The organism is Streptomyces sp. NPDC058289 (assembly GCF_042880975.1).
In the GTDB taxonomy this organism is placed as follows: Bacteria; Actinomycetota; Actinomycetes; order Streptomycetales; family Streptomycetaceae; genus Streptomyces; species Streptomyces stoeckheimensis.
The window spans coordinates 57150-69153 of sequence record NZ_JBHVYI010000045.1; the positions used below are offsets into that span (position 1 = coordinate 57150).

Here is a 12004-nt window from a genome sequence, read left to right on the forward strand (position 1 = left end):
AAACTGCTTCTGGTTCAGAAGGCCGCCGCGTGGCTCATCGCCTGCCGCACCGTCTCGGCGGGCAGCTCGGCGTACTCGCTCGGCCGACGAGCGGTCGTTCCTGAGAAGCCGTCGCCGGGGATCCCCGTAGCCTTCACTTCCAATTCATTGCAACGTCCGTTCCCTGTCGTTGCATTCAACTTTGAGCCTTCGCAACGATTTACCGCCTTTGACCTGCATGGATTGAGATTCTCTGCAATGAGTTGCTTGTCGAAATATGGAAAGCAACGTAGCTTTTCCCTCATCGGAAACAACGACTCGCAGGAGAGAATCATGCAGAAGTTCGCCACCCCCACCCCGATCTCCGCCGTTCTGGACATCCCCGCGGGCACCGTCCGCTTCATCGCCGCGGACCGCGCGGACACCGCGGTCGAGGTCCGGCCCGCCGACGCCTCGAAGGGCCGCGACGTGAAGGCGGCCGAGCAGACCTCGGTCGAGTACGCCGACGGGGTCCTGCGGATCGCGGCCCCGGCGAAGAACCAGCTCCTGGGCGCCTCCGGTTCCATCGAGGTGACCGTCCAGCTGCCCGCCGGCTCCCGCGTCGAGGCGAAGGCGGCCGACGCCGAACTGCGGGGCGTCGGACGCCTCGGTGACGTCGTCTTCGAGGGCGCGCGGGGCTCGGTCAAGCTCGACGAGGCCGCGAGCACCCACCTGACCCTCGCGGCCGGCGACGTCTCGGTCGGCCGCCTGGGCGGCCCCGCCCGGATCAGCACCCAGAAGGGCGACCTGCACATCGCCGAGGCCCTGCGCGGCACGGTCGAACTGCGCACCGAGTACGGCGAGATCTCGGTCGGCGCCGCCCGCGGGGTCAGCACCACCCTCGACGCCGGCGCCGCCCACGGCCGGATCCACAACGCCCTGCACAACGCCGACGGCGCCGCCGCCGGCCTCGACATCCACGCGACCACCGCCTACGGCGACATCACCACCCGCAGCCTCTGACCCGTAAAGGAGCACCCCTCATGACCAGCTGGGCCATCACGTCGAACGGGCTGCGCAAGTCCTACGGCGACAAGACCGTCCCCTCGTGCCGGGCCTGCTGCTGATGACCATCGGCAGCACCACGATCGGCACCGCGGTGTCGGTCTCCAACGACATGAGCGAGGGCATCATCGCCCGCTTCCGCACCATGGCGATCCACCGCGGCTCGGTGCTCATCGGGCACGTCGTCGGCAGCGTGATCCAGTGCGTGATGAGCGTGGTCCTCGTGGGCGCCGTCGCCGTGGCCATCGGCTTCCGGTGCACGGACGCCACTGCCGTGGAATGGCTGGCGGCGTTCGGGCTCCTCGTACTGTTCGCCCTGGGGCTCACCTGGATCGCCTGCTGCCGTTGCTGTCCAGCGCCTTCGTCCCGGTCGAGGGGATGCCCGGATGGTTCCGGCCCATCGCCGAGTACCAGCCCTTCACCCCGGCCATCGAGACCCTGCGCGGGCTGCTGCTCGGCACCGAGATCGGCAACAACGGGTGGCGCCGCCTCGTTCATAGCCCGGGTTACGCGCCGCTGACGGCCCGGAGTTCTCGGTGCTGTCTCTTGGGGGGCGCGGTTTCGTAGCGGGGGGCCGACGGTTCGCCGAGCGTGCCGTTCTGGATGCTGCGGGCTGCTTCCCGTACCGCGGTCGCGAGGGCTTCGACGGTCTCGTAGCCCGCGATGTAGGGATGCAGGATGTAGGTGCGGTAACTGTGCTCCGGGCGCAGAACGAGGTGCCGGTCGACCAACGAGGCCATGGCGGTCGAAGCGGCGTTCTTGCCGAGGCCCACACGAGCCGCGAGTTCCTGCTGGGACATCCGGACCTCGCCACCCGGCTCCTGAAGGTCGATCAGCGCGCTCAGAAGGTCCTGGGCGCCGCGGGAGAGTTCCAGCCTGTGGAGCATTCCGTGCCCGAAGGTCGCCTGGATCAGCATGCCGCCTCCTCCTGGTCCTGACCGAGTTCCAACTGCGTGCTTCGTGGGGCGGGTGGAGCGTTGAGCAGGGGAAACGCGTTCTCCGGAGCCCCTTGCCGCAGCTTAGCCAGGATCTCCTGCTGACGATCCCCGTTGCCCATGAAGCCGATCAGGGGATTCACGAAGAGGACACCGGGGCGGACCTTCTGGATCATGTGCCACTCTTCCAGGCGGCTGACGGCCCGGCTCACGTTGGCACGCTCGACTCCGAGTCGTTCGGCGATCAGCTTGTGCGTCGCCTTGACCCAGCCCTCCTTCTGCTTGCCGATGCACCAGACCAGGACGGCGGACTGGATGGGCGACATGCCGTGCTGGGCGATGAGGACGGCGAGGACCTCGCTGAGGAACTCGTTGCTGACGGCGCTGAAGCCCGCCGTCCCGTACATCTCGTGCGGGGCGCGCTGGGTCACCCGGACAGCGACATCGACCCGCTGGACCGGCCGGCCCCGCACCGGGGTTTCTCCGAGGAGGTCCGCGAACTTCTCGGTCAGGGTCTCCCTGAACTCCTCGCCGGTGGCGGAGACGGGCACGAGCGGAGGCTGCGAGCCGGAGGCTCGGCGGCTGGGTTGGGGGCGCGCCATGTGGGTGGGTTCCGTCCTCACATACGGGGAAGTCGTCACGCAGCCTAGCGGGTTGTCCCAGTCCACTGGGACAAAATCTCCCAGCCGGTATGACTTTTGAGTGTCGGCGCCGACACCTCTCTCGTGCGCACCGAGGGCTTGCTCTTCGCTGACCAGGGACTTTGTGTATTTCTCCCATTCCACTGGGAGAAAATTCCGTCGGATGTGCTGCCCACTGACACATCCTCGTCTTTCGATGTGTCAGCGCTGACACATCGGGTTTGGCGAACTCGCAGGTCAGAGCACGTTTTTCGGAAGCGCCCTCTTTTCAATAAGAGCAACTGATGCCGGTGGGCACCTTGCGGACTCCACGGGTGGGCTGCGCCCTGCGCTGCGCTCCGGTGCTCGCTTCTCCGCTACGGTCCCCATCCGGTGACAGGCCGAGTGGGGTTCCGTCGTAGGCAAGCAGCACAGTGGCTGATGCCGTCTGTGGTGCGGAGTAGCACCCGTACGCCGGATACCGGCTGCGGGCTGTACTGGGCGCACCTTCTGTGGCTGGGCCCGACACGGGCCTACGCTGGTCGGTGTCGAGCTGCACAACGAAGGGGCAAGGCCGTGTCTTCCGATGCTCCCCCCGACCCGTACGACAACCCCGTCGCGTTCGGGCAACGTGTCCAGATCTACCGCAACCGCCGAGGCATGACCCGCCAGCAACTGGCCGGTCTGCTCGGCCACCAGGCCTCGTGGGTCAAGAAGATCGAAACCGGCAGCATAGGAATGCCGCGCCTGCCCGAGATCCTCCGCATCGCCGAAGTGCTCCGCGTCCGCCGCCTGAACGACCTCGTGGGCGATGTCGGCGCCGAACCGCACACGGACCTGTTCCTCGGGCCCGGTCACGACCGTCTCCCCGCAGTCCGCGCCGCGCTCTCTGCATACCCGGCGCCCGGCACTCGGGAGGCACCCACGAAGGCGTATCTGCGGGCCGCGCTGGATGCCGCATGGGCCGCCCGCCATGGGGCGCCCAACCACCGCGAGATCATCGGCCGGTTGCTGCCGGGACTGCTCCGTGACGCGCAGCTCGGCGTCCGACAGGCCGATACCGCGAGCGACCGCCGCGCGGCCCTCGCCCTCCAGGCGGAGACGTTCTTCCTCGCCCAGTTCTTCGTCGCCTACCAACCGGACCCGTCTCTGTTGTGGCGGGTGGCCGAGCGTGGCATGGTCGCTGCGCAGGAATCCGAGGATCTGCACGCGATCGGTGTGGCAGCGTGGCTGGCTGCGCAGGCGCACCGGGACTCCGGACCGGGTCACTACGACGAGGCGGACGAACTCGTCATGCAAGCACTGCGACTGCTGGAGCCCGGACTACCCGACGCCCCGCTCGACGTCCAGGCGATCACGGGAGCTCTCCGCGTCGAGGCTGGACTCACCGCTGCGAAACGCCGTGACACCGGTACCGCGTGGGGATGGTGGGACCGGGCAGGTGGTGTTTCCCGGCAGCTGCCCGCCAATTACTTCCATCGCGTGACGTCCTTCGGCAGAGCTGTGATGGGGGCGCACGGCGTCACGGTCGCGGTGGAACTCCGAGCCGGCGGAGAGTCCGTACGGCAGGCCAACCAGGCTGAGACCGACGCGATCCCGTCCCGGCCGCGCCGGGCTCGGCACCGCATCGAGCAGGCTCGCGCCTACTACCTCGATGGGCAGCGCGAGACTGCGCTGGCCACGTTGGAGCAGGCGCACGCGGCCGCTCCTGAGACGATCCGCTACAACGGGTACGCCCGCTCGATCGTCTTGGAAGAGACCGCGTCGCGGGTGCCGGAGCGCCGACAACGGGCCAGTCGACTGGCCGTCGACATCGGCATGCTGGCCGCGTAGGGAGAGGGGCCCAAATCGGGCCCCTTTTCCAGTTGCCTCGCCGTCACCCTGGTTCGACCACCCGCTGCCGACGGTAGGGAGCATCAGGATGAACCCCAGCAGGACACCGACGGTTGAGGAACTTACGGCGCGAGCTCTGGCTCCCTATGCGGAGCGCCCCGACGCCGAGAGTGTGGCCCGCCTGGTCGATGGTCTGATCACGGCGGGGTGCGAACTTCACACTGAGGTGTCCCAGATTCCGGCGGCCCAGCGGACCGAACGTGCGGGAGCCGCTCTGAGCGAGTGGTCGTACTTCATCGACGTGGGTCCGTCGAGCCGCGGTGACCACGCGAACCGGAACCATGCCAGGGCCTTGGCCCGCATCCTGCGAAACCTCGCGGAAGCCGTCCGGGACCGGGAGCCGGTACGAGGTGATGAGGCGACCGGATGAGGTGTGAGGCCGACGTTGTCAGTGGTCCCAGTGGGCCGCCGTCTTCAGGAGGCGGTCGTTCGCGTCCGGGGAGCCGATCGTGATGCGGACGCCCTCGTCGCCGAAGGGGCGGACCATCAGGCCGGCCGCCTCGCAGGCGTCCGCGAAGTAGGAGGTGCGCGAGCCCAGGCGGAGCCAGACGAAGTTGGCGTGGCTGGCGGGGACCTCGTACCCCTCCGCGCGCAGGCCGGCGCTGACGCGGTCGCGTTCCGCCACCAGGTCGGCCACCCGCTCGCGGAGTTCCTCGGTGGCCCGCAGGGAGGCCAGGGCGGCGGCCTGGGCGGGGCCGCTCACGCCGAGCGGTACGGAGCAGGAGCGCAGGGCCGCCGTCACGTGCGGATGGGCCACCGCGTAGCCGACGCGGAGCGCAGCCAGTCCGTAGGCCTTGGAGAAGGTGCGCAGCACCGCCACGTTGGGGCGGTCCCGGTAGAGCTCGATGCCGTCGGGGACGTCCTGGTCCTCGCCGACGAACTCGCGGTAGGCCTCGTCGATGACGACCAGGACGTCGGAGGGCACCCGGTCCAGGAAGCGTTCCAGCTCGGCGCGGCGTACGGCGGTGCCGGTCGGGTTGTTCGGGTTGCAGACGAAGACCAGGCGGGTGCGGTCGGTGACCGCGTCGGCCAGTGCGTCCAGGTCGTGGGTCTCGTCGCGCAGCGGGACCTGGACGGAGGTCGCGCCGGCGGCCCAGGCCAGCAGCGGGTACGCCTCGAACGAGCGCCAGGCGAAGACCACCTCGTCGCCCGGGCCCGCGGCGGCGGCGACCAGGTGCTGGGTGATGCCGACCGAGCCGGTGCCCAGCACGAGGTGGTCGGCGGGCACGCCGAGGCGCCCGGAGAGTTCCGCGACGAGCTCGGCCGCGGCGGGGTCGGGGTAGCGGTTGAGGCGGCCCAGCCAGGTCTCGACCGCGGCGATCACCGACGGGAGCGGCGGGTACGGGTTCTCGTTCGAGGAGAGCTTGTCGACGAACTCGTCGCGGGCCGCGCGGCCCGGCACGTAGGCGGGGACCGTCGAGACGTCGGCGCGCAGCCGGGGCAGGACCGGACCGGGCGTGGCGGGCGTGGTGGGCATGGCGCAGTCCTTAAGCGGGGGAGTCCTCGAGCGGGAGAGTCCTCGAACGGATGGGTCCTCGAACGGATGGGCAGCGTGCCGGGCAGGGCGTACAACACCGTCCGGCCGCACCGACGGGGGAGACGGCACGGCCGGACGGTGACCAGGGGACCGGGGGAGGGGGACGGCGCGGGGGCTGAGGGGGTTCAGCCCCGCGCCGGTGCCGGCGGGTTGTAGGGCGAGGGACCGCCGAACGCCCAGCGCAGCCGGGTCGCCCCGTCGATCTGCACCACGCGTTCGATGTCGAACTCGCACATCCGCAGGGCTCCGGGCACGTCGGCCCGGTCCCCCTCTGCCCAGTTGATCCGAGCCTTGCCCGTCAGTTGCAGGGTGTGGCCGGACTCCCAGTCCAGGAAGAGCAGTCCGCAGTTCTCGTTGAGCTGCAGATTGCCCAAGGTCATGTAGAAGGAATTGCCGAAGTAGTCGGGCCATACGAGCCTGCGCGGTCCCGCCACCGTGACGAAGCCGGGGTCGCCGCCCCGGTGCGAGGAGTCCGCGCCGTAGCCGTCGGCCTGACTGGCGATGAAGAAGGTGTCCGCGCCGCGGATCCACTTCTCCTGCTCGGGCGTCAGCGCGTCGCCGTCCCGGGTCTCCCGGGTCGCCGACGCGGGCCCGTCCGCGACCGGCACCCGCACCTGGAGGTACTTCGGGCAGTTGCCCAGCACCTGCTCGGTGCGGATGTGCAGCGACTCCCCTTCGCGCCGCGCCACGCCGTTGATCCGGATCCGGGTCGTCGTGTGCGGTTCGAGGGCGAGCAGCCCGATGTCGGCCGTCTCCGCGAAGGCTTCGGCGAGCGGATCGCCCGGCACGGGCAGGGAGGACAGCGTGATCGTGCGCCGGCTCGTGGGCAGGGCGAAGCCGGGGTCGCCCGTGACCAGCGAGGACCACATGGCGCCCGTGGCGTCGGCGCCGCCCAGGAAGAGCATGCGCTGGCGCATCAGGTACTGGTCGAAGCCGGGCTGGATCACGTCGTCGAACATCGGAGATCCCCAGCCGGGACCGCCTTCGCCGGCCTGTTTCTGGACGGCCTGTTCACCCTCGTGATGGGGGGTCTTGATCACGGGAACCTCCGGTCGGGACGGGCGCCGGGGCCGACGGGGTTGCCGTCGGCGGACGCCCGTCTACGGGGCGCCGGTCAGCGGGCGCCGATCAGCAGGGCGGTGTCCACGACACGGTTGGAGAAGCCCCACTCGTTGTCGTACCAGCCGACGATCTTGACCTGGCGGCCGTCGCCGATCACCTTGGTCAGGCCCGAGTCGAAGATGCACGACGCGGGGTCGGTGACGATGTCGCTGGAGACGATCGGCTCGTCGGTGTAGGTGAGGATGCCCGCGAGGGCGCCCGAAGCGGCCTTCGCGAAGATCTCGTTGACCTCCTCGACCGTCGTCGCGCGGCCGACGCGGACGGTGAGGTCGGTGGCCGAGCCCGTCGGGATCGGCACGCGCAGCGCGTACCCGTCGAGCTTGCCCTTGAGCTGCGGCAGGACCAGACCGATCGCCTTGGCGGCGCCGGTGGTGGTCGGCACGGTGTTCGTCGCCGCCGAGCGGGCGCGGCGCAGGTCGCTGTGCGGACCGTCCTGGAGGTTCTGGTCCGCCGTGTAGGCGTGGACCGTGGTCATCAGGCCGTGCTCGATGCCGAGCGCGTCGTCGAGGACCTTGGCCAGCGGGGCCAGGCAGTTGGTCGTGCACGAGGCGTTGGAGACGATGTCGTGCACGGCCGGGTCGTAGAGCTCGTCGTTGATGCCGAAGGCGATCGTCAGGTCCTCGTTCTTCGAGGGCGCGCTGATGATGACCTTGCGGGCACCGGCCTCCAGGTGGGCGCGGGCCTTGTGCGCGTCGGTGAAGACACCGGTGGACTCGATGACGACGTCCACCTCCAGCTCGCCCCACGGAAGCTTCGCGGGGTCGCGCTCGGCGGTCACGCGTATGGTGCGCCCGTCGATGACGAGGTTCCCCTCGACGGCCTTGACCTCGTGCCCGAGCCGGCCGAGCGTGCTGTCGTACTTGAGCAGGTGGGCCAGCGTCGCGGCGTCGGTGAGGTCGTTGACGGCGACCACCTCCAGGCCGGTGCCCCGCTGAAGGGCGGCGCGGAAGAAGCTGCGGCCGATGCGGCCGAATCCGTTGATGCCGACCTTGATCGTCACGTGATACCCCTCGTTCGGAAACTACATCCATGACCGCACGTGAAGCCGCGTTGTCCGGCCAGTCCTCGTCCTCAACTGTACCGGCCGACTTGTCGGCTGGCTTGCGTAAATGCGCCTGTTCATGGCCTGTTTACGCATGAAAGTCGAGGTAGGGCCTTGTGTATCGGAACATCTGATGGTGTTCGAGTACGTGCATGAAGGTATGTTTTTATGGGCCTGCCTGTCACGATGACACGACGCTTCCCGGAGCGAGGAGACCGATGGACATGCTGCCCCTTCGCGGGCCGAGCGCATTCGTGCCGGACCGCAGTCCACCGCTCGCCGCGCCCGCCCCGCCCGCCATGGGTACGACGGCTCGGGTCATCCGAGCGCACGGCGAGTCCGTGTACGGGACCACCGTCCGCCGCGAGTTCGGAGACGTCACCATCTCCCTCGTCACCGGGGAGGCCCACGAGGCCGTACGCCCCGGCCGCCACATCCGCCCCGACCCCTCCGAGTCCCTGCGGGTGTTCCGGGCGCTGGCCGGCGAGATCCACGTCCACCAGGACGGCCGCCGGGGCCAGGCGAGCGGCCCGCAGATCATCTGCTGCGACACCAGCCGGCCGTACCGCCTCCTCCTGCCCCGGCCCTTCCACCTGGTCGAGGTCCAGCTGCCGCACCGGCACCTCGGCATGTCGGCCGGCGACACCGCCAAGCTCACCGCCACCGGCTGGTGCGGGCGGATGGGCGCGGGAGCCCTGCTCTCCCAGCTCCTCGCCGGACTCCACGACCACGGCACCGAGATCCACTCCGCCGTCGACCGGGTCGGCGCCACCGTGGCGGGCCTGACCGCGGCCGTCCTCGCCGACCGGCTGCGCCACGTCGCCGCCGAGGACGAGGTGGCCCGGCACGACCTCATGCTCAACATCCAGTCGTACATCCGTGCACGGCTCTCGGACCCCGACCTCACCCCGCAGGCGGTCGCCGAGCACCACAACATCTCGCTCCGCTACCTCCAGCGGATCTTCCAGGAGCACGGGACCAGCCCCGCCCGGTGGATCCGGGACGAACGCCTCGCCCGCTGCCGGTCGGAGCTGCGCGACCCGCGGCTCGAGCACCTGCCCGTCGGGGTGATCGGCGAACGGTCCGGCCTCTACCAGGCCTCGCACTTCAGCCGGCTCTTCCGCGACCGGTACGGCCTCACCCCGCGCGGCTACCGGACCATGCGCGAGGCCGTGCCCACCTAGGGCCCGACCGGCCCTAGGGGACGGCAGCCGCCGAGCGGCGACGGACGGCGACGACCGACGCGTTCCGCCGAGCACGAGTACCGCCGAGCACCCACGAGTACCGCCGAGCACCGACGACCGACGAGCACTGACATCCGAGGAGGATGACGGATTTGACCGGCACGAGCTTCGAATTCCCCGGTGAGTACTACGAGATCATGCGGAAGGACTTCCGCAACCTCGACGCCGAGACGGAGTTCCTCGCGTCCTTGCTCCCCGACGCGGGCACCGTACTCGACCTGGGCTGCGGCACCGGCTCCAACCTGCGCGCCCTGCGCGAGCGCGGCCACCACGGCACCGGCGTCGACCAGAGCGCCGCGTTCCTGGAGTACGCCCGGGCCGCCGGCGACGAGGGCATCTCCTACGTGGAGGCCCGCGCCGAGGAGTACCGCACCGACGAGCGCTACGACCTCGTGTACAGCCTGTTCATGACGCTGAACTACCTGGACCGCGGCCGGCTCCCGGCCGTCCTGCGCTCCGTCCGCGAGCTGCTGAACCCCGGCGGGCAGGTCGTCCTGGAGTTCGGCCACCTCCTGAACTTCGTCGACTCCTTCCAGCCCAACAGCGTCGGCCACCACCGCCGGGACGGGGTCCTCATCACCCGCCTCGCCCGCCAGTTCATCAACGCGCACGCCGCGAACTGGCGCAACGAGGAGACCCTGCTGGTCCGCACCGAGGACGGCACGGTCGCCATGTACGACAACTTCTTCGACCAGGCCGTCCTGACCGGGCCCGAGGTCCGCGAACTGCTGGCCGCGGCGGGACTGACCATCACGGCCGAGTACGGCGGGTTCCGCAAGGAGCCCGCGCCCTTCCACGGCCGGGGCCCGCTCGTCATCGTGGCCACCGCGACCCCCGCCGACACTACGTCCGACACCGCGTCCGACACCGCTCAGCAAGAGGAGAACCAGGCATGACCGGCACCGGCATATCGCTGCTCGACGGCGGGCCCGCCCCCGAAACCGGCGTCGCGCACCTCGGCGCCGCCCTCGTCCGCGCCGTCGCCGAGAGCGACGGCCGCGGGGTGACGTACATCCGCGCCGACGGCACCGAGGCCCACCAGAGCTACGCCGAGCTCCTCGACGACGCCTCGCGCGTCCTGGCCGGCCTGCGCGCCTCCGGCGCCGCGATCGGCGAGAAGATCATCCTGCAGTCCGCCGACGACGCCGACCTCCTCTCCGGCTTCTGGGCCTGCGTCCTCGGCGGCTTCCTGCCGCTGCCCGTCAGCGCCGACGCGGTCAACGGCCCCGGCCTGCTGGAGCGCGTCTGGGCCGGCTACGGCCGCCCCCGCGTCCTGACCGGCACCGGCCAGGAGATCGCGCCCGCCGTCACCGCCGACGCCGGCTGGGCCGCCGCCCACCTGGGCGACGTTGAGAGCCTGCGCACCGCCCACGATCCGGACCTCGCCTGGCACGAGCCGGACGCCGTGGACCCGGCCGTCCTGCTGCTCACCTCCGGCAGCACCGGCGTGCCCAAGGCCGTCAGCCTCACCCACCGCAACATCCTCACGCGCAGCGCGGCCACCTCCCGCGTGAACAAGCTCGACGCGAACACCCGCACCTTCAACTGGATGCCGCTGGACCACATCGGCGGCCTCGTCATGTTCCACGCGCGCGACGTCTTCCTCGGCGCCGCCCAGGTCCACGCCAAGATCCAGTGGGTCCTGGAAGACCCGCTGCGCTGGCTCGACGCCGTGTCCACCCACCGGGCCGACACCACCTGGGCGCCCAACTTCGCCTTCGTGCTCGTCAACGACCAGGCCGAGCGCTTCGAGGGCCGCGGCTGGGACCTGAGCCCGCTGCGCTACATCATGAACGGCGGCGAGGCCGTCCGCTCCGGCGTCGTCCGCCGCTTCCTGGACCTGCTGGCCCCCTACGGGCTGCCCGCCACCGCCATGTTCCCCGGCTGGGGCATGTCCGAGACCACCGCCGGTGTGGCCGACTGCCAGTTCACCGAGGCCGCCGCCGGCGACGACCGCTACGTGCCCGTCGGCCGCCCGCAGCCCGGTACCCGCATCCGGGTCGTCGACGAGCACGGCGCCCTCGTGCCGTGGGGCATCACCGGCCGCCTCCAGGTCACCGGTTCGACCATCACCTCCGGGTACTACGACAACCCCGTGCAGAACCGGCAGTCCTTCACGGACGACGGCTGGTTCAAGACCGGCGACCTGGCGTACGTGGAGAACGGCATCCTCACCGTCACCGGCCGCACCGACGACGTCATCCAGCTCGGGGAGATCGCCTACCACGGCCACGAGATCGAGGCCGCCGTCGAGGAACTCGACTTCATCGAGCCCTCGTACACGGTCGCCTCCCTGGTCACCGCCGAGCCCGGCGGCGCCGAGGAGCTCGCGGTCTTCTTCAGCCCGCGCGCCGGGACCATCACCGGCGAACAGGGCGAACGGATCCGCGAGCGGGTCCGCGAGCGGCTGGGCGTCGACGTACCGCACCTGCTGCCCGTCGACCGGTCCGACATCCCCAAGACCGGCATCGGCAAGCTCCGCCGCGCCCAGCTCCGCAAGAGCTTCGAGGACAGCCTGGCTTCCGTCCCGGCCGGCACCGCGGCCTGATCGTACGGGTGGTGCGTTCAGGGCGGGCCCGCCCTGAACG

At 70.3% G+C, this 12004-nt stretch carries 12 protein-coding genes and 1 pseudogene; 7 read left to right on the top strand and 6 right to left on the bottom strand.

Annotated elements, in window-relative coordinates; genetic code table 11:
* Window positions 1-14: 14 nt before the first annotated feature.
* A complete protein-coding gene (locus ACFVX6_RS23005; RefSeq protein WP_389694254.1) occupies window positions 15-137 on the bottom strand; it encodes a hypothetical protein in 123 nt (40 codons plus the stop codon).
* 175 nt (window positions 138-312) lie between these two features.
* On the opposite strand from ACFVX6_RS23005, the gene ACFVX6_RS23010 reads away from it, so the two are divergent.
* Window positions 313-981, top strand: a complete 669-nt coding sequence (locus tag ACFVX6_RS23010; RefSeq protein WP_389694256.1) for a DUF4097 family beta strand repeat-containing protein — start codon at window positions 313-315, stop codon at window positions 979-981.
* An 82-nt stretch (window positions 982-1063) separates the two neighbouring features.
* A pseudogene (locus ACFVX6_RS23015) lies at window positions 1064-1590 on the top strand (ABC transporter permease); the annotation flags it as partial.
* On the opposite strand, the gene ACFVX6_RS23020 reads toward ACFVX6_RS23015, so the two are convergent.
* Both ACFVX6_RS23020 and ACFVX6_RS23025 read right to left on the bottom strand, forming a co-directional pair.
* Window positions 1530-1940, bottom strand: a complete 411-nt coding sequence (locus ACFVX6_RS23020; protein ID WP_389694258.1) for a hypothetical protein — start codon at window positions 1938-1940, stop codon at window positions 1530-1532. The pseudogene ACFVX6_RS23015 and the gene ACFVX6_RS23020 overlap by 61 nt on opposite strands.
* Window positions 1934-2509, bottom strand: a complete 576-nt coding sequence (locus ACFVX6_RS23025; RefSeq protein ID WP_389694260.1) for a MarR family transcriptional regulator — start codon at window positions 2507-2509, stop codon at window positions 1934-1936. Before ACFVX6_RS23025 ends, ACFVX6_RS23020 begins: the two co-directional genes overlap by 7 nt.
* Before the next feature lie 645 nt (window positions 2510-3154).
* On the opposite strand from ACFVX6_RS23025, the gene ACFVX6_RS23030 reads away from it, so the two are divergent.
* Together ACFVX6_RS23030 and ACFVX6_RS23035 are read left to right on the top strand one after the other, a co-directional pair.
* The gene (locus tag ACFVX6_RS23030) at window positions 3155-4411 is read left to right on the top strand and encodes a helix-turn-helix domain-containing protein (RefSeq protein ID WP_389694262.1); all 1257 of its coding nucleotides are present in this window, start codon (window positions 3155-3157) and stop codon (window positions 4409-4411) included.
* An 88-nt stretch (window positions 4412-4499) separates the two neighbouring features.
* Window positions 4500-4841 carry a DUF6415 family natural product biosynthesis protein gene (locus tag ACFVX6_RS23035; protein WP_389694264.1) on the top strand — a complete coding sequence of 114 codons (342 nt, stop codon included), beginning with the start codon at window positions 4500-4502 and terminating at the stop codon, window positions 4839-4841.
* A gap of 18 nt (window positions 4842-4859) precedes the next feature.
* Here ACFVX6_RS23035 and hisC read toward each other — a convergent pair whose 3' ends face one another.
* The 3 genes from hisC to gap all read right to left on the bottom strand — a co-directional run bounded on the left by hisC (window position 4860) and on the right by gap (window position 8130).
* On the bottom strand, window positions 4860-5948 hold the full coding sequence (hisC, locus tag ACFVX6_RS23040; protein ID WP_389694266.1) for a histidinol-phosphate transaminase: 1089 nt from the start codon (window positions 5946-5948) through the stop codon (window positions 4860-4862).
* A 185-nt stretch (window positions 5949-6133) separates the two neighbouring features.
* Window positions 6134-7048, bottom strand: coding sequence for a pyridoxamine 5'-phosphate oxidase family protein (locus tag ACFVX6_RS23045; protein ID WP_389694268.1), 915 nt, complete (start codon window positions 7046-7048; stop codon window positions 6134-6136).
* A 74-nt stretch (window positions 7049-7122) separates the two neighbouring features.
* Window positions 7123-8130 (bottom strand): type I glyceraldehyde-3-phosphate dehydrogenase, encoded by a 1008-nt coding sequence (gene gap, locus ACFVX6_RS23050; protein WP_389694270.1) that lies wholly within the window; start codon window positions 8128-8130, stop codon window positions 7123-7125.
* Between the two features lie 266 nt (window positions 8131-8396).
* Here gap and ACFVX6_RS23055 point away from each other — a divergent pair, with 266 nt between their 5' ends.
* The 3 genes from ACFVX6_RS23055 (at window position 8397) to ACFVX6_RS23065 (ending at window position 11964) form a co-directional block, all read left to right on the top strand.
* Complete coding sequence (locus tag ACFVX6_RS23055) at window positions 8397-9356, top strand: helix-turn-helix domain-containing protein (protein ID WP_389694272.1); 960 nt, start codon at window positions 8397-8399, stop codon at window positions 9354-9356.
* Window positions 9357-9499: 143 nt separating this feature from the next.
* Window positions 9500-10312: a class I SAM-dependent methyltransferase gene (locus ACFVX6_RS23060; protein ID WP_389694274.1), complete on the top strand. Its 813-nt coding sequence runs from the start codon at window positions 9500-9502 to the stop codon at window positions 10310-10312.
* Window positions 10309-11964: an AMP-binding protein gene (locus tag ACFVX6_RS23065; RefSeq protein WP_389694276.1), complete on the top strand. Its 1656-nt coding sequence runs from the start codon at window positions 10309-10311 to the stop codon at window positions 11962-11964. Before ACFVX6_RS23060 ends, ACFVX6_RS23065 begins: the two co-directional genes overlap by 4 nt.
* Window positions 11965-12004: the final 40 nt, after the last annotated feature.